Below are 16,798 nucleotides of genomic sequence, written 5' to 3'. Positions count from 1 at the left end.
ATCGTGAGCGACGACCGAGCGACCTCGTCGGGCCGCTTGCACAGGGAAGGAGCCGGGAGATCGCTCCCGGCTCCTCCTGGGTGTTCTGACGCCGATGCCCTATCGAACGTGCAGGGTCAGCATGCCGGTGGAGTTCGACTGCTTGACTTCGATCCTCGTGCCGGTGCCGGCAACAACCACGGACCCTTGGGGGTTCGCGGCGTCGTAGTAGGCGTTCGGATCGGTGTCGTCGAAGACTGCGACACCCGGCTGCGATCGTGCCGTGAGGGTGGTGAGGCCGGCGGCGGTCTCGCGAGTGAGGCTGAGCGCATTGGTGGCCTGCTTGCCGAAGGTGGCGTCGAAGCTCTGGATCCTGTTGCGGACCACGGTTCCGTCGGACCAGGTCATGGCCTTCGGATGTGCATCGACGGGGAGCGCGAGGCCTGCTCCGGGGTGCTGGCGCGTGTTGTTGTTGCGCTGCGCCGTGTTCCAGTACGTGATGCTCAGGCCGTCCTGGTAGGCGTAGTGCTCAACGGTGTCGGGAGCTGTGAGGCCCCGGCCGAAGTTGTAGGGTCCGACGGCGAGCGTGGCGTCGTAGCCCGCGTACACGCGATTCTCGGCGATGTAGAAGCGGTTGTTGCCGGCCGCGTCCTTGGGAAGATTCACGACGACGGCCTGGGGTGCCTTCGTGGCGTGGTACGACGGGCCGAGCTTGTGGGTCGACTTCGCTCCTGCCGTGGCCGTCTCGTAGTCCAGCCAGCCGAGCTGCAGCTTCTCCCAGGCGCCCATGTGGTTCGGGGTGGTACCGATCGCACCATCACCGTGGCTGAGCCAGGAGCCGGAGCTCATGAGGGTCCAGAAGCCCGTACCGTTCTCTCCACCACTCGTGTCGTAGAGATCGGGCAGGCCGAGGTCGTGGCCGAACTCGTGGGCGAACACCCCGAGGCCGCCGTTCTCCGGCTCCGTTGTGTAGTCGCGGATCCAGACGTTCGAGTTGCCGATCTTGACGCCGCCGAACGGATTGGCGGCGGGACCGGAGGTACCGCGGCCGGCCTGGCCGACGGACCAGCGGTGCGACCAGATGGCCGATCCTGCCGCGCCCGCTTCTTCACCCTCTCCGGCGTGGATCGCCTGGAAGTGATCGATGTACCCGTCGGGCTCGTCGAAGTCGCCGTCCTTGTCGAAGTCGTAGCGGTCCCACTGATCGAAGGTCGCGAGGTAGGCGTCGATCTCGGCAGGCGTCTTGCCGGCGGCGATCTGCGCGTCGTACCAGGCGTTGGCCGTGTCCTGCACGAAGCGGGTCATGTCCGCCTGGCTCTCGGTCTGCCCGTAGCTGGCCGAGTTGTAGGGAACGGTCACCCAGTCGCTGACGTCACCGTCGACCGTGTACCTGCCACTGGACATCTCCTCGTAGACACCCTTGAGGGACTCGTCCTCCTCGCTGAAGAACATGTCGAGGTAGTGCTCGCGGTCGAAACTGTCGGACCAGTAGGTGGAGTTGTCCACCGTACGGTTCGGCTCGGGGATGGAGTCGTGGGCGGGGCCGGGTGCCGATGACGGGAAGCGCGGGTCCACCTGGTCCCCGAAATCGACGAGGAAGGAGAGGATCTGGTCGCTGTCCTGCAGCCCGTACTGTGCCCACTGGCCCGGAGCGATCTTCACCGCCTTGGACCCGTTACGGTTCTCCACCTTCGCCTCGCCGGAGATGACCTTCTCCACGGCCTGCCGGTTCAGTTCACGGCGTTGCTCGGCGGCGGGGTCGGCGCGGTCGTCGAGTTTCTTCGCCGTGCCGTCGGCGCTGGGCGAGGACGAGAACGAGGTGCTCGCGGCCGATGAGTCCGCGGTGGTATCGGTGGTGGCCTGCGCGCTCACGGGAGCAAGCGCGACAGCACTGGTCACGGCGAGCGCCATCGCGCACCGCAGCCTCCGGGTATGAGTGGTGAGATTCAAGGGTTCTCCTTAGTGAAATGTCCCAGTCGGAGCAAGAGGCTCCTCGGGTCGAGGGCCCGGGGAGCCGAATATGTTGCCTAGGTCACATATTCTGGAGGAGACGATAGCACCCGTCGTGGACACAGGAGGTAGGCGGCGAGTCGGCGATCCTTCTTGACAGCCCCGAAGGTGCCAGGGCCGGCAACGAGGCGTCGCCGCCTTGCATCTCGGACACGGTGCGGCGTCCGGTACTTCGACCGCCGGCGTCAGGAGGGAACGGGTGCGCCCAGCGTGTCGGCCATCTCCCACCAGAGCCGGTTCACCTCGGCGTACCGGTCGGTGGGGTCGAGGGGCTTGGCCCACGGCTTGTCGATGATGTAGTGGATGTTCTTCACCGCCGCCGGATCCCAGACCTGCGGGTGCTGGTGCGGCAGGGTCTTCAGCGCGTTGTACACGTACGGTAGCGGCTGCCAGCGGTCGCGGTAGAACTCGTTGAGGAAGTCCTGTTCGGCGAACGGGTAGTCCGACAGATCGTCCACGACCGCCAGCCGCGCCACCATGTCGGCGTGGACAGCCTGGTCGGGCGTCAGCACGAGGAAGCCGCCGTTCAAATAGTTGTCCGTCGCATCCGGTTCGGTGACGTGGTCCCCGCCGCGGCAGTGCGTGTAGAAGCAGGTCTCAGGCGTCCAGGCCGCCGGATAACTCGTAATCCGGTTGGGGTTGCACCGGCAGGCGTGGCAGGCGGCGATGGCGCCGTCGGCCAGGTCCAGCGAGAACAGCTCGTCCATGGTGCGGGTCACCAGCATGTCGGCGTCCAGGAAGACGACGCGCTCGAACTCCGTGAGTCCCCAGACGGCCAGCTTGGTCCACACCTCCGCGAACCGGGCGTTGGCGTAGCTGTCCGCCGACCCCCCGGCCGGCCGCAGCGGTGCCACGTCGCGCAGGAGGCACCCGTCGTCCTGCAGGAGGCGGCGGGTCTGTTCGTCGATCCCCTCGGTCACCATGACCACGAGGGGGGCATCACTGCCGGAGGCCGCCAGCGAGGCCCGCAGCGTCCGGACCCCGACCACGTAGTCGGGTTGGGTCAGCAAGGTCACCCAGGCGTTCATCGGTGGTGCTCCTGTCCAGGAATTGCGAGGGGGGATCGGGAGAGTGGCCGTGTCGGATCAGTCGAGCAGGGCCGCGGTGAACGCGTTGGCGAAGCGGTGGTGCGGATCGAGCGTCTCGCGCACGCGGCGGAACGCTTCCCACTGGGGGTAGAGCGCCGGCCAGTCGTAGAGGGACTCGTCGAAGTACTTGCCCCAGTGGGGACGGCCGCCCTCCTCGGCCAGGGCCCGCTCCACGGCCCGGAGGAAGTTGTCGCCCTCCTCGGACAGCGAGCCATCGGCCGCGTAGTAGACCACGAAACCGAAGTAGCAGGTGTCCTGGCCGTGGGACGGGCTCAGCCACCCCTCGGACGGGCCGGTGCAGCGCAGGATCACCGGGTAGTGCATCCGGGGACGCGTCTCCGCGTGCCAGTCCTTGATCTTCCTGATCACCGCTCCGGCCCGGGCCAGCGGGATACCGATCTCGACGTTGATCTGGGGGGTCGCGATGCCCCGGCAGAACACCTGGTAGATGTCACCCGTGACGTCGGTGAAGTCCCGGAAGCGCGACACCGTGCGGAGCGACTTGCCGTTGTCGGCGACACCCTTGCTGTCGTCGCGGAGGTGCTGCAGCGTGGACTCGATCGTGCTGTTCATGGTCGCGTTGGTGGTCGCATGCTCCAGCAACTCGCTGTGGCCGGCTCGATACCGCACGACGTCGTCGTCGGACGCCTCGTTGGCGGTCCACACCTGCACCTGGTTCTCCTGCGGGAACCACCACGCCTTGACCAGGATGTTCTCCCGGTTCCAGGTTCCTAGGTCCGTCTCCAGGGTGCCCGCGTCGACGGCCCTCTTGACGCACGTGTAGATCATCGACTCCCGCGCGCGCAGTGTCACAGCGGTGATGACGCCCAACGAGCCGAGGCCGAGCTGGACGGCGGGGAAGTCCGGGTGGTCCTGCGCGTACTCCGCGACCGTGCCGTCGGCCAGCACCACGCGGATGGCCAGCGCGGCACCCGCGATCGAGCTCTGCTGCAGGCCCTGGCCGTGGGTCCCGGTGGACAGGGCGCCGGCCAGTGTCTGCTCGGCGATCACCCCGGGTGAGGCGTCCAGCATCTGGCCTCGCGCCGACAGGAACGAGTACACCTCGGCCAGCGGGGTGGATCCGGCGAACGTCGCGGTGTCCTCGGTGCTCGAGATCAGGCCGCTCAGCCTGCTCAGGTCCAGCAGCGTGCCGCTCCCGTTCGCCACCTCGATCATCCTGCCGGGGGACATCCGGCTCCCGATCATCCGGACCGGGCCGTCACTGGTGGACAGGAAGTGGCACAGCTCCGACTCCGTGGCCGGGGCGATCACAGAGCCGATCGGACCCAGGCGGGAGTTCCTGGCCCAGTTCCGGAGCCGGGTGTCCTCGCCGGCGAGGTCCTGCTCCTGACGGGGGTAGGCGAGCTGGGTGGTATCCATGGCACATCTCCTGTAGGAGTTCGGTCCTGCCTGCGAAGCCGCAGTGCTCTGCACAACTGGTTCGGCGGCGCTGGTAGTTCCCATACCCCGAACATATTTCGTACTTCTGTAGAAGTCCCAGAATCACACTAACCGAGGCACGGTCACGGCGGTGACTAGACTTGAGCGGTGACTGTCGTATGCATACCCGATTCGAATGCCCGTGAACTCCTCGGACCCCTTCCCGCCGGAGTGGAGGTGATCGTGTGGGACGGCGAGGGCGAGAAGCCCGACCGTCTGGAGGAGACCGTATTCTGGGTACCGCAGGTCGAGGACTCCACCAACCTCGACTACAAGTTCGCCGCCATGCCGAAGCTCGAGGTCACCCAGCTGACGAGTGCCGGCATCGAGGACATCATCGACCACGTCCCGGCCGGTGTGACGCTGTGCACCGCGCGCGGTGTGCACGGCCCGGCGGTCGCCGAGCTGGTCCTGACCGTCGTCCTCGCCACGCTGCGACGGCTGCCCCATTTCGTCGAAGCGCAGCGACAGGGTCGATGGGACCCGATGGAGGCGGACGACCTGCGTGACAAGCGGGTGCTGATCATCGGCGCCGGCGACCTCGGAGAGCAGACCGCCCGCCGGCTGCGGGCTTTCGACGCCGTCCCCGTGCTCGTGGCGCACACGGCACGCGACGGCATCCACGCCACCTCGGAGCTGCCGGACCTGCTGCCCGAGGCCGACGTGGTGGTGCTGACCGTTCCGCTCACCCCGGCCACCACCGGACTCGTGGATGCCGAGTTCCTGTCCCGGATGCCCGACGGCGCCCTGCTGGTCAACGTTGCCCGCGGTAAGATCGTCGACACCCCGGCACTGCTGGCCGAGCTGACGACCGGTCGGCTGCGGGCCGCCCTGGACGTGATGGAGCCGGAGCCATTGCCGGCCGATCATCCGCTGTGGACTGCGCCGAACCTGATCATCACCCCGCATGCGGCCGGCTCCATCGCGCAGTCCGGTCCGCGCGCGTTCGCCCTGGTCAACGAGCAGGTGCGCCGGTACGTGGCCGGCGAGGACCTCGTCAACGTGGTGAAGAGCGCCGACTGAGGCCTCAGGCGTACGCCGTGAAGTGCGGACCGAGGGTGTCGAGCCAGGCGGTCGGATGGACGGCAACGGCGTCGTTCCCAGGCCGGGCCCGCGCCGCCGCGACCGCCTCCTCCAACGCTGCGCCGGTGCGGGCGAACGTGTAGCGATCGAGCACCCAGACGCGGTTCGCGGCGCGCACCGGGGACAGGGCCGCGACGTTCTGGACGAGGTCCGCCACCCGGTCGCGGATCAGCAGCGGTCGTTGGTCCGGGACCCGCCACGCACCGGGTGCCTCGAACAGTTCGTGACCACCCCCGCCGTCGTAACCGGCCACCAGGCAGCCCGACGCCAGAGCCTCGGCGACCGGCAGACCGAAGCTCTCGCTGTGTCCCAGTGCGACGAAGACCGCCGAGCTCCCTAGGGTGGCGGCCACCTCCTCCCGCGGGGTCCGGATCAGCTCCACCAGATCGACCCCGGCGAGCCGAGGGTCGGCGGCCAGCAGCCGCTTCAGCAGCGAGGCCTCCCGCGGGCGCTTCCTGGGCAGCCAGCTCACCCGCACCTGCTCGGTCGCGACGGGACTGAACAATTCGCCGTCCACCGGGTTGGGCACAACGCTCACCGGCAGTCCGGGCAGCACGACGGCCAGCACGTCGCGGCTCTCCGCAGACACGACCCAGATCGCCGGAGTCGGTGACCACCCGGGGAAATCCTCGCCGGGAGCACCTGCGGCGAAGGTGTAGAAGTGATTCTGGTTGAAGATGACCTTGCGCGCCCCGGGGGCCGGATCGCGGCCGTGGACGGTCGGTGTCTCCGGCAGCACCAGAAGGTCATCCGCGCTGATCGGAGTGGTGGCACCGAACAGCATCGGTACGTCGTCCTCGATCCAGTCGGTACGGTCAGCCGGATCGGGCAGCCACAACCAGGCCTCGTGGCCGCGCTCACGCAGCAGCCGGACGTGCTGGGTCATCACGTGCACGCCTCCGCTGTGGTGGGCCGTGGCGAAGCCCGCGTAGACGATCCGCCCCGGTGACCCGCTGAGGCGGCTCACCACACCGGAGGGGTCAGGTACCACGACGCGCCGCTGCCGACGTTGTGGGCGGGGAACGAGTCCGGGCCGAGCCCCACGTCCGCCCGCCATCCCTCGCCCCACTTGGCGTCCAGTCCGTCCAGGATCTCCGCCCGGTTGTTCTCCGCGGTCTGGCCGGTCCGGTTCATCGTCTGGCGCCGCAGGTGCGAGACGTAGGCACCCTCGGTGACCACGCACCGCAGCCCGGCCGCCCGCACCCGGATCGCCAGGTCGATATCGGCACCGTAGCCATGGCGTTGGAAGGTCACCTCATCGAGACCCCCCAGCTCGACGACGGCAGGCACCGCGAACGCGATCGCTGTGCCGTCACAGAAGTCGACGTCGCGCAACACGTCGCGCGGGACGTACTCGGCCGCGGTGGGCGGGATGGTGTGGGCCCGCTGGTGGAGCCAGAAGTCGTCATAGCAGGACGCCGCGAGAGCGATGTCGTCCGCCGTCGAGAACGGCGCGAGCAATCCGTCGAGGAATCCGGGTGAGAGCCGGATGTCGTTGTTCAGCACCACGCAGACAGCGTGTCCATCCCTCGACGACGTCTCCAGGGCCCAGTTCGCGGCGCCGATCCACCGCAGGTTCCGCCCCGGGCGGTGGACCTCGATGCGCCCCTGCGGGAGGACGTAGTCCCCGGCGTTGTCGACCACCACGATCCGCACGTCCGGGTCCAGATCATTCCCGTCGCGGCACAGATCATGCACCACCGCATCGGTCAGCTCGGGCGATCCGAACGCGGGGATGACCACCAGCGTCGACGCGGTAGTGCTCGAGGAGGTCACTGCTCGGCACGGGACGCACGGCGCCCACGATCGCCGTACGAACTGGTCACGAACATCAGGTCCCGTCAGGTCAGGTGGAGAGGTGCAACGACAGTGAAGAATACCGCTCCGGTGCGGTGCCGGCTGCCACGGCGCTCTCCTGCAGCGGTTCGTACCTGTGGTGACAGGACGGGGGTCCGCTGGTCCCCGTAGGAGATCGCCGTGATGGCCACCGAGGGGTCCACCTCGAGCCGGGCTGCGGCGTCGAGCATCCTCGGGGCCTGCACCGCGAACTGTCCACCGCCGGAGGGGACGAAGAAGTTCACGAGGGCGCCGGAGAGTAGTGCGAGCACGCCGAACGTCGAGGGGCTGGCAATGCTCGCGATGCCGTCGGACTCGAGGTCGATCAACACGGTGATGCCCATGATGCCAGCGTAGAGCGGGAACTGCAGGAGGATCTGGCGGCGAATTCGGAGCAGCGTGCCGCGACCAGCACGGGGAAGTGCAGGGGCATCTCCTAGGCCCGTGCCTACGCAGCGACCTCCTTCGCGAGCAGTCCGCCGATAGCCAGGCCGGGGCCCAAATGATGAGGGACATCACTGGGGCGACGAGGAACACGAGGACGTACACCTGCACGGGGGTTCTGGGTACGCCCTGGTTGGTGGGGCACAATGCTTGTATGTCCGAAATCGCCATGTCCCTGAGAGATCCCCTGAGGACAGCAGTGAGCACAGCGTCCTTCCGGTACCAGCTCACTCGTCAGTGGAGACAGCGGGATCACCGTCGCTCCTGACGGTGATCATGCTGAATCCCTCCATTGCTGATGCGCTGCAGGATGACCGCACGATCAGGCGCTGCATCTCCCTTGCCGACGCGGCAGGCGCTGACGGCCTGCGGGTGGTGAATCTGTTCGCACTGCGCAGTACCGACCCTGAGGGCCTCAGAGCAGCGCCAGATGCAATCGGTCCTGAGAATGACAAGTACATCCTCGAAGCAGCTCGAACGAGCACCACGATCGTCGCCGCCTGGGGTGCACATCCTTTTGCCCGGGCAAGGGCTCTAGCGGTCTTTGAGGTCCTCCGTGGTGAGGGCGTAGACCTGCGATGCTGGGGAACGACGAAGGAGGGCCATCCCCGTCACCCGCTCTATGTCCAGGGCACCACACCCTTGGCGTCGTGGAATCCACGCAGCACCTAGAACCTCAGGATCCGGAGTCGCGGCATTCACCTAGCGGTCTGGCCGGCGACGGAGCAGAGGTCGTGGTCGACGAAGGGGCAGGGGTGGCGGCCCTTGCCCCGCTTGGGCTTGCCGACCGCGCTGAACCAGGCGTTGCTCGACACGATTCGCGTCGGACAGCGCATTCGCGCGATTTGCCTCCACCACCTTGCTGGTGATGATGGAGCGGCCAGTCATCGGGTGTAGGGCTGGCAGGAGGGCTTGAGCACCTGAGCACACCACCGTCTCAGGGATCGCTGCTTCGGCGAGCTCAATCACGAGCGGGGAGAACCTTCTCTCGACAGGTTCATCTGTGACAGATATGTTGCAGCCCGCCGGAGGACCTCGTTCTCCTGCTCGACCAGACGGTTCCGCTTCCGCAGCTCCCGGACCTCGGCTGCCTCGGTGCGGGATCGGCCGGGCCTGCCACTCTTGTCAATGTGGGCGCAATGCAGCCACTTCTGCGGCGTCATCGGCGGCTGAACTCCAAAGTCTTTCGCAATCTGCTCGATTAGGACTCCGGGCTCGCGGTTGAGGGCGACGTGGACCACGTCGTCATGGACCTCGCCCGGGTAGGGCCTAGACATAAAAACATTCCTCATGGCTCTTCGGCGGGAATGCCAGATCAGGATGTCGCCTAGCTGTGCAGCAGCCCCGGGCGTCAAGTGGTGGTTCCTGGAGGAATGTGGTCTCTCGGGGAGTTTCATCGCAGGGTGGGAGGAAGTACTCACAGCGCCGTCGAGCATCGTGGCAGCTTGTGCTCTTCTTCGCCATGCGACTTGTTTTAGGTAAGTTAACTTGTCTTTGCGATATGTCAGCTTTACCGTGGAGCATGAGGATTTTTACCAAGGGCGAAGCAGTGGTCTTTCTGGCGAGCTTGATCTCTTACGTGTTGCTCACCGTGTTGGCGATCGTCCTCTACAACACCGCGGACCAGGTGCCGACGTGGTGGACTGCCGTACTCGGCGGCGGAGCAATCGCCGCGTTGGCTGTGTTCTTCGGGGTTACCATTCGAGCGACACATCGTCAGGACCAGGTGGGGGTCGAACGCGAGAACGTTGCACGAGCCTCGATGGTGACCGTGCCCGTCGTCGTGGTCGGTGGTTTCGGCTACTCGCTCCTTGAAGCATTCGCAGGAGCTCCACGCATGACAACCGCCGTAGTATCGGCCGCAGCAGGACTCATCTGGATCTTGACATGGGCACGGCTCAGTCGGGAGATGGAGTGATATCCAACCGATTCCGTGTTCTTCGGGCTGAAAGACGGTGGAGCCAGGCGGAGCTGGCTCGCAGAGTGCTCGTGTCCCGGCAGACCATCGTTGCTCTGGAGAATGGACGCTTCCAGCCCACCTTGCAGTTGGCTTTCCGCATAGTTCATGTCTTCGGCACGAGTATCGAAGACGTCTTCACTGCGGACCCGGAAGATCTCGCACTCGTCGACGCCGGCGCTTGAACTCCTGGACCAGCTGATGAACGAGGACGGCGAAGGGATCGGCCGAGGAGCGACCAGTGCGCGTCGACTTTCTCTAGGCACAGAGTCAAAAGCGCAGCAAGGATAAGTACGGATCCGATCAGAGGTAGCACCATCCAGGTCTTTCGTTCTCTGCTCAATGGCTCGCCCGGTTTCCGCGGATGCCGAATCGGCCACAGGGAGCTCCTGATGATCAGGCCCGCCCCACCAAGGATGCAGACGAAGTAGCTGATCGTTTCGTAGGTATCCGTCGCATTGAATCGTACGTGTGCCGGTCCAGTTTGTAGGTTATCGATCTGCTGCCGTGAATCGCTGCGGCGTCGGGCTGGCGACCGTCACTGGTCCGTGAATAGGCTCCGCGACAAAGCTGGCTCCATAGAATTCCACATAACCTGCTCGAGACAGTGCCCGTTCGAGGTTGGATACGCAGATTCAAGCGTGGTGACCCTCATCCGGTCCCGCTCATCAAAGGATCTCTTGACCGGACGAGCGGCGGGGTCTGCCACCGGGCAGGAGAATTCAGTTGTGTGTGACAGTGGACGGCGCGTTCTTCGCAGCACTTTATGGCTGGTCGCCGGCCCGCAAGCCGTTCCTGAATCGAAGTGGGCGGCGTGCTCACTCTCTTAGACTCATCGCCGTGAGATGCGAGTCCCATCAGCGATACTCAAGTCATGACGCTTGCGAATCTGTTGGACCGCCTTCGCCAGGTCCATGGTGAGGTCGTGATGCAAGGTTGGGACTTCTCAGTCCTGGATGGACGACTGGATCACGAGGATCCACCCTAGGATTTTGAAACCGACTGCCTCGATGCGCTGCCGTCCGCGAAACGGGTTCTCGATATGGGTACCGGTGGCGGGGAGCGAGTACTGCGGTTGTTGTCGCAGCTGACGGACGGTACGCGGCCGCACCTGATTGCGACGGAAGCCTGGGAACCGAATGTCCCGGTGGCGCGCAAGAATTTAGCCGCGGTCGGGGTCGAAGTGGTCGAGTACGACGCAGATGCCGGGGACGCACTGCCGTTCGACGATGATTCGCTCGACCTGATCATGTGTCGTCATGAGACGCTCGACGCCGCAGAAGTCGCCCGAACGCTAGCACCGGGTGGGGTAATCCTCAGTCAGCAGGTCGACGGACGGGACGCGCAGGAGTTGCGCGATTGGTTTGGCGGCGAGCAACAGTACCTGGATATCCGTCTGAACACAGAGCGAGAGGCCGTTGTAAGGGCCGGTCTCGCTGTCGACGTGGCCGAAGAATGGGCAGGATTCATGGGGTTTGCCGACTTGGAGGCTCTCATGACCTACATGGCACTGGTCCCTTGGGACGTTCCCGGTTTCCAAATCGACGACCACCTGGAAACACTGCAGGAACTGGACCGCAGCGGCCCACTCCGGATCACCCAGCGCCGCTATCGCCTCTACGGACATAAGCCCTATTAGCCCGTAGTTGTCGTTGCAGGCGTTGAAGCGGCGTTGGGAGACATTCCCATATCCCGTTCGTGAACGATCCTTTGACAGGACCGGTGGCAGGGTTCGGCAGCGGGTGAGGGTAGACCGCAACTGTATGCGGCGTGGTCTTTGTGGCGGTGAGCGATCGATAGGACCAGGCGTCTGCGTGGGGTGAAGAGTCGCGCGTACCCGGTGTGTGGTCCGTGTCGCCGACCGTGCACGCGTGGGGCTTCGTCGCCGCGCACTTTGGTCGTGCGCGCTGTCACCGATGGACGCCGCCGTGTGATGGGGATGCCTAGCGGAAGGTGCGACTGATCGTGTTTCTGATCTGGGTGACCATGATCCAGGTCAGGAACCGTCGAAGGGGCAGCAGCACAGGGCTTAGGAGTTGTTGCCATCCTTGGCGTTGCGCCCAGGTCATGGTGATGGTCAGGTGTGTTCCACCCGTCGCTGGGGCTAGGTCGAAGGTCCTGGTGATGGGCGGGCTGGTGATGGAGTCCGGGTACGTGAGGAACCAGCTGATGCGACGTGGGGGAGTGGCGTGGAGAACTTCAAGTGTTCGGCGACGGAATTTCTCGTTGACCTTGCGGGGTTTGCCGTCCGGTTGCGTCGTCGACGCGTAAACCGTCCACGTTGCGCCTGCCTGTACTTTCTCACCGTTGGATTCATGGTTGCCTGCCGTCGCGGGCGAGGACGCAGTCTTGGCGATAGCGTTCTCGACGGTGCCGGCCGTGGGGTCCCATTCCGGGATCCGGTCTGGCTCTGAAAGGAGGGCCCACACCTCATCGATCGGAGCGGGGACAAACGACTCGTTTATCACCGTGCTCTCACCCCGTCGACGCGGCCGAGTCGCCTTGTCCTGGGGGAGAGGTGTTGATGGGTGGTCCAGTGCGGCGATTACCAGGCCGGGAGTGGTATTGAGCCGCTCGAGGAGCTCTGTCACGATTCCGCTGGGTTCATCGAGGAGCTCACGTAGAACCGCGGCAGCGTCGGCCGTCGTGCCTTTGTCGCCGGCCCTTCCGATGAGAGCCAGGGCACGCTTGGACAATTCGTACCCACTGGTCTTGTGGACGACGATGTCTCCAGCCGGGGGCAAGGACGCGCTGATACCCAGGGACTCGATCTGGTCCTTCTGGCATTGCTCCACCGCCGCGCGGCCGGCGTTGATGGTGATCCCCAGGTCGCGAAGGACATGGCCGGCGTGCTGATCGCTCAAGGTCAGAGCGAGGAACAGGTCCTGAAGATCTGCCTCCCGCAGACCCCTACGGGATGCTTCCTCCATCGCGGCCAACGCCAGGGACTGACTGGTCGCCGCGTACCGGGTGAACTTACTCATGGTCGGCTCCTGGTGGTGATAAGTGAAGGATCAACGCGCTTGGAGTATTTCTTGTGGACTGCTTGACGCGTCACGCCCAGTGCATCGGCGATCATCTGCCAGTTCATGCCCGAGCGAAGAGCCGCCTCGACCTGACGTAGCTCCAACGCGTCTGCGAGAACGCGCAGCGATGCCACGGCCCGCAGGCCGGCGCGCGGATCAGTGGTATCCGCTGCGACACTCGCAACCTCTGAAGACTCCATGACGTCAACCTATGTTGCTTCCTCACATTCCGTCAACCTGCGTTGCTAAAGCGGGCGGTCCAACAAGCGACCGCCCACGAGACATCCTCGGCGGAGAGTGCTGGAAGCGGCATGTCGTGTTCCATGGACCGTGTCCAAGAGCTACGTACTGTCCGGCACATTCACAGAACGGTTTGGGGCATGGCGACTGTTGCTTGAACAGTTGGCTAGTTCGGCAGTTTAGACAGTGGATTAGAGAGCCCAGCATTTCCGCGAAGCCCTGCTCCTGCACCGAGGCCCACCAATGTGTCTCATGCTGATTGTTCTCACCAACGTAAAACAAGACCTTTGATGTGCGTGGTGTGATCTCTAGGGAGTACCTGTTCGGCCAAGGTCAGCACCTTGGAGCAGCGCGAGGATCTGCAACGGATTCTCGTGAAGTGGAGGAGCGCGTTCGGCTTGGCTCGCTCAGCGAACAGAGTCGAACGGCTTCCCACAATTTCCTTGGTGGACTGTAATCGGTCTAGCCATGAAGCTGGACTGGTCGGTTGTTGCTCCAAGATCTTAGCGAAACATCGAGCCGGTTCAGTTCTTTAGGTAATTGCCTAGCGTGCCACGGTGTTCGCTAGGCTGAACCAGCGTGTTCGTTTTTCTCGATGACCACAGCGTTGCCATTGGCTGTCACGGCAAAGAGGAACGGTAGATACAGTGTTCCGCCCGTATTGCTTGCGGTCTGAGGGTCCAAAGTCAGGTAGTCGAAATCTACGCCGATTACTGCGTTGCAGCCAAGGGCGTAAGCTGCTTCTTTCAACTCCGCCAGGGCATTTCGTCTGATGTGCGACAGGCCTGAGAGTAAGTCTTCGCCGACATCCCTGTTCACACCGGATAGCCAACCCTGAGTGGGGCGATCCATTGATACTGCGCTGTCTCCGGAGATATAGCCTGAGTACTTGGTGATAGTGTACCCGTCAAAGTTGAAACCGGAGGTGATAAGCATATTTGCCAGGGCCTGCTGCTTTTCAAACTCCGCTTGCTGTGCGTTGGCGTGCTCAAACGCAAGGCGTTCCTGTTCCTCAGCTCTTCGCGCATTTTCCTGAACAAGATACTGGTTGTAATGGCCAACCATTTCATCCATGTTGATTCCGTCGTCGACGCTTAGGCCGGTAATGCCAGACTTGAATTGCAGGCCGGACTGCTTCACCCACTGGTCAAAGGTGGATGGGTCAAGTTGGTAGTTTCTTGCAATTTCTCTAGTCTTCACGATTCTTCCTATCGTAGATACTTCATGGCGTGCTGATTGGTGGGGTCAATATCAAGGACTAAGCTTGCATAGCGATGTCGATTTCTAGGATCTGTTTCACATTTTTGAAGTAGCACCTGAATATCCGAAACTAGATTGACTATGGTTTTTCGTTGAGAGATGTCCGCTGGTTGCAATGCGTGCCGTGATCGACAATAGGCGCATATTGCATATCTATTTTCCTTGGAGAGCTCCCCGCTGCCACATCGACTGCATTCAATTACTTTCAAAGCAACTCCAAGCCTCCCGCGATCACTAAATTCTTAAGAAAGGCCAAGTGCTTTTGCTTTGGCGGCATCGAACTCCGCCTGATCGATCAGGCCAGCATCGAGTGCACGCTTAAGTCCTTCCAGCTTGGTTACGAGGTCGGGCGTTTCTTGGAGGGCGCCCGCTGGAGGAGTTTCTGGCGTCTCGACTTTCTGCATGGCCCAGGGAATATTCAAGGCGCCGGCTGCGAGGCCCATGCCGAGGATGCCGTTGGCTCCGCTTTCACCTCCGGCGGTTTCCAACCCGGCCGCAACCGACGCCTGTAGATTGGCGTGTCCGCGCGCGCCACCCAGCGCGTCGGCGCGTTGGACAGACTTCAGAAGCTCCTGGGTGCTCTCGTCATAGCGTATGCCCATAATGCTGACGTTTGAGATAGCAAGACCGCGAGTGGTCCTCCACTGATAAGCGCTCTCCACTGCAACAGAAAGGTGTTCTGCAAAGCCAATCGAGTCCCGCTGAATTGCTGTAATGCGATTGCCTCGCTGAGGATGGTTCGTGTATGAGCTGAAAGCCGCGGAGAGTGAGCCTACAACTTCTGAAAATAGTTGGGTGGCAGCATCGTTGGTCGCGTCGGTGAAGTCGAATACGCCCTGGGCCTGCAAATAAATGGCCGGGACGAACCGTTTCGCAAACAAAATCGGATCGACAATGTTCATGCTGTAGGTTCCGTATGTCAGCACGCCGACCTGCGCATTGAAGTAGGCGTCGTCCCAATAGACTGGCGACTGCGTCCCGAACTTATTGTTCGGAAGCTCCTTAAGGGCAACGAACAGAGCTAGCTGCTGCGAACCTGGGCGCCCACCAAACTTGAAGCGTTCCCAGGACTGAATCACGAGCGTCGCGAACTGATCATCGCTGACAAAAAAAGATTGGGAATCCAATTCGTCTGAATTCCAAATGTACCCACCAGGCACATCTGTGGCAGCAGTAAGTTCTCCGTCCTGAAACAGGAGCAAGCCGTAGCCTTCGGGTACGACGATCTTGGATCCGTTGGTCACCACTGCCTGCGACCCGCGGGTATTCGAGTTACGGTTCGCATTGGCTCCCGACCGCACAGCAGGGAAGAGCGCAGCTGTTGGCGGAATGCTGGCGGGGACAGTGAGGAAATCCTTCCACTGGTCAGCAGAGGTACTGCCGATAGCGCCCATAGCAGCCTTGATTAAACCCATTCCTGTTCCTCCGTCATAGGTAACCTCGTCTAGAGCCCATGAATTGCCCGTTGCTCAGTTCAACGCGTCAAGTCAAGCACACGGGAGAGGTTTTTCCGGTGATCTGTTCTCATTGCCGTTTTCGTGTTCTGGATGGTGCGCCGCGTCAGGAGATTTCGATCGTTCATTACCCAAGGCTGAAGGATGAGGGGCTTACTGGGCTCATCCGATTCCAGGGTGTAGCCGCGGTGGCGCGTTGGTCTTGAGGTAGGCGCCGAGGTCTTCCGAGAATGGTGGTTCTCACGCCGGCCATTTGGAAGACCTCGACATGGATGACGCTACCTTCAAGCGCCCTGACCTGACTACGTTCTGCCGCCTCGATGAGCTCGGGCTCGTCGTCATTGGACAACGTATTGAACTTGATCGTGCCGTGCTTGCATGCAGGGTGGTGGAACCGGATCAGTGGTGCCGTCGCTGCGGAGCCGGAGGTGTCCCACGGGATACGGTGACTCGCCGGTTGGCGCACGAGCCTCTGGGTTGGCGACCGACCACACTACTGATCACGATCCGCCGCTACCGGTGCGGCAGCTGCGGGCATGTGTGGCGGCAGGACACCACGAAAGCGGCTCTTCGGACATCCGGTAGGGGTCATGGTGTGAGGCCGCCTGCGGCGAGGAGCATTCTGAGCCGGTAGTTGTGGCGGTTGCGGTAGCCGCGGGCAAGCCGACGGTGGAGTTCGATGATCCCGTTCACGGCTTCGGTCCCACCATTGTTTGCCCGGTCGGTGGTGAAGTACGCCAGGAACGCTTCCCGCCAGCGCTTGAGGGTCCGTCCGAGCCTCGCGATTTCGGGGATTGGGCAGGTAGGGAACGTCTCGACGACTTTCTCGGCAATCCGCCGCCCGAGGCTCAGGTCCTTCTGCCGGTACGCATCACGGAGTTGCTGGGCGCACTGCCACGCGATGAACACCTCCTCGTGCGCTTCATGGGCTTCGATCGCTGTGATGAACCGGGCGCGCTGCTTGTCAGTGAGGTTCTCTGC

The 16,798-nt window shown here is 63.3% G+C and carries 16 protein-coding genes and 1 pseudogene; 6 read left to right on the top strand and 11 right to left on the bottom strand.

Annotated features, from left to right (window positions below; translation table 11 throughout):
• Window positions 1-99: 99 nt before the first annotated feature.
• The 3 genes from Q0747_RS00085 to Q0747_RS00075 form a co-directional block, all read right to left on the bottom strand.
• A complete protein-coding gene (locus tag Q0747_RS00085; RefSeq protein WP_298251244.1) occupies window positions 100-1,929 on the bottom strand; it encodes an immune inhibitor A domain-containing protein in 1,830 nt (609 codons plus the stop codon).
• A gap of 245 nt (window positions 1,930-2,174) precedes the next feature.
• Complete coding sequence (locus Q0747_RS00080; RefSeq protein ID WP_298251243.1) at window positions 2,175-3,005, bottom strand: glycosyltransferase family 8 protein; 831 nt, start codon at window positions 3,003-3,005, stop codon at window positions 2,175-2,177.
• Between the two features lie 69 nt (window positions 3,006-3,074).
• Complete coding sequence (locus Q0747_RS00075) at window positions 3,075-4,457, bottom strand: D-arabinono-1,4-lactone oxidase (RefSeq protein ID WP_298251242.1); 1,383 nt, start codon at window positions 4,455-4,457, stop codon at window positions 3,075-3,077.
• 168 nt (window positions 4,458-4,625) lie between these two features.
• Here Q0747_RS00075 and Q0747_RS00070 point away from each other — a divergent pair, with 168 nt between their 5' ends.
• On the top strand, window positions 4,626-5,540 hold the full coding sequence (locus tag Q0747_RS00070) for a 2-hydroxyacid dehydrogenase (protein WP_298251241.1): 915 nt from the start codon (window positions 4,626-4,628) through the stop codon (window positions 5,538-5,540).
• 4 nt (window positions 5,541-5,544) lie between these two features.
• On the opposite strand, the gene Q0747_RS00065 is transcribed toward Q0747_RS00070, so the two are convergent.
• From Q0747_RS00065 to Q0747_RS00055, 3 genes are all read right to left on the bottom strand, one after another.
• Window positions 5,545-6,591 carry a glycosyltransferase gene (locus Q0747_RS00065; RefSeq protein WP_298251240.1) on the bottom strand — a complete coding sequence of 349 codons (1,047 nt, stop codon included), beginning with the start codon at window positions 6,589-6,591 and terminating at the stop codon, window positions 5,545-5,547.
• Entirely contained in the window at window positions 6,564-7,376 is an 813-nt protein-coding gene (locus Q0747_RS00060) for a glycosyltransferase (RefSeq protein ID WP_298251239.1), read from the bottom strand. Before Q0747_RS00060 ends, Q0747_RS00065 begins: the two co-directional genes overlap by 28 nt.
• 65 nt (window positions 7,377-7,441) lie before the next feature.
• A complete protein-coding gene (locus Q0747_RS00055) occupies window positions 7,442-7,780 on the bottom strand; it encodes a TIGR00366 family protein (protein WP_367277626.1) in 339 nt (112 codons plus the stop codon).
• A 337-nt stretch (window positions 7,781-8,117) separates the two neighbouring features.
• Between Q0747_RS00055 and Q0747_RS00050 the strand changes: the two genes are divergently transcribed.
• From Q0747_RS00050 to Q0747_RS00035, 4 genes are all read left to right on the top strand, one after another.
• Complete coding sequence (locus Q0747_RS00050) at window positions 8,118-8,552, top strand: DUF1643 domain-containing protein (RefSeq protein WP_298251238.1); 435 nt, start codon at window positions 8,118-8,120, stop codon at window positions 8,550-8,552.
• A gap of 850 nt (window positions 8,553-9,402) precedes the next feature.
• Complete coding sequence (locus Q0747_RS00045; RefSeq protein WP_298251237.1) at window positions 9,403-9,798, top strand: hypothetical protein; 396 nt, start codon at window positions 9,403-9,405, stop codon at window positions 9,796-9,798.
• Window positions 9,795-10,022 carry a helix-turn-helix transcriptional regulator gene (locus tag Q0747_RS00040; protein ID WP_298251734.1) on the top strand — a complete coding sequence of 76 codons (228 nt, stop codon included), beginning with the start codon at window positions 9,795-9,797 and terminating at the stop codon, window positions 10,020-10,022. The genes Q0747_RS00045 and Q0747_RS00040 overlap by 4 nt, the downstream gene beginning before the upstream one ends.
• A gap of 830 nt (window positions 10,023-10,852) precedes the next feature.
• Window positions 10,853-11,476 (top strand): class I SAM-dependent methyltransferase, encoded by a 624-nt coding sequence (locus tag Q0747_RS00035; protein ID WP_367277646.1) that lies wholly within the window; start codon window positions 10,853-10,855, stop codon window positions 11,474-11,476.
• Window positions 11,477-11,780: 304 nt separating this feature from the next.
• Here the strand turns inward: Q0747_RS00035 and Q0747_RS00030 are convergent, their stop codons facing one another.
• The 4 genes from Q0747_RS00030 to Q0747_RS00015 all read right to left on the bottom strand — a co-directional run bounded on the left by Q0747_RS00030 (window position 11,781) and on the right by Q0747_RS00015 (window position 15,778).
• Entirely contained in the window at window positions 11,781-12,821 is a 1,041-nt protein-coding gene (locus Q0747_RS00030; RefSeq protein ID WP_298251235.1) for an SRPBCC domain-containing protein, read from the bottom strand.
• A complete protein-coding gene (locus tag Q0747_RS00025; protein ID WP_298251234.1) occupies window positions 12,818-13,063 on the bottom strand; it encodes a hypothetical protein in 246 nt (81 codons plus the stop codon). Before Q0747_RS00025 ends, Q0747_RS00030 begins: the two co-directional genes overlap by 4 nt.
• Before the next feature lie 604 nt (window positions 13,064-13,667).
• On the bottom strand, window positions 13,668-14,303 hold the full coding sequence (locus Q0747_RS00020; protein ID WP_298251233.1) for a YbjQ family protein: 636 nt from the start codon (window positions 14,301-14,303) through the stop codon (window positions 13,668-13,670).
• Window positions 14,304-14,605: 302 nt separating this feature from the next.
• On the bottom strand, window positions 14,606-15,778 hold the full coding sequence (locus Q0747_RS00015) for an SPFH domain-containing protein (RefSeq protein ID WP_298251232.1): 1,173 nt from the start codon (window positions 15,776-15,778) through the stop codon (window positions 14,606-14,608).
• Between the two features lie 307 nt (window positions 15,779-16,085).
• On the opposite strand from Q0747_RS00015, the pseudogene Q0747_RS00010 reads away from it, so the two are divergent.
• Window positions 16,086-16,385, top strand: a pseudogene (locus Q0747_RS00010) (ISL3 family transposase); the annotation flags it as partial.
• A 20-nt stretch (window positions 16,386-16,405) separates the two neighbouring features.
• On the opposite strand, the gene Q0747_RS00005 reads toward Q0747_RS00010, so the two are convergent.
• A partial coding sequence (locus Q0747_RS00005; RefSeq protein WP_298251231.1) for a transposase occupies window positions 16,406-16,798 on the bottom strand: 393 nt, incomplete at its 5' end.

The organism is uncultured Arthrobacter sp., from assembly GCF_947493765.1.
Lineage (GTDB): Bacteria > Actinomycetota > Actinomycetes > Actinomycetales > Micrococcaceae > Arthrobacter_D.
The sequence above is the reverse complement of the archived record's forward strand: the minus strand, read 5'-3'. Positions and strand labels throughout refer to the sequence as shown.

Coding starts and splice junctions, on each gene's coding strand:
- Q0747_RS00075 (WP_298251242.1), bottom strand. CDS start 4,457: ATGGATACCACCCAGCTCGCCTACCCCCGTCAGGAGCAGGACCTCGCC.
- Q0747_RS00055 (WP_367277626.1), bottom strand. CDS start 7,780: ATGGGCATCACCGTGTTGATCGACCTCGAGTCCGACGGCATCGCGAGC.
- Q0747_RS00045 (WP_298251237.1), top strand. CDS start 9,403: ATGAGGATTTTTACCAAGGGCGAAGCAGTGGTCTTTCTGGCGAGCTTG.
- Q0747_RS00030 (WP_298251235.1), bottom strand. CDS start 12,821: ATGAGTAAGTTCACCCGGTACGCGGCGACCAGTCAGTCCCTGGCGTTG.
- Q0747_RS00025 (WP_298251234.1), bottom strand. CDS start 13,063: ATGGAGTCTTCAGAGGTTGCGAGTGTCGCAGCGGATACCACTGATCCG.
- Q0747_RS00015 (WP_298251232.1), bottom strand. CDS start 15,778: ATGGGTTTAATCAAGGCTGCTATGGGCGCTATCGGCAGTACCTCTGCT.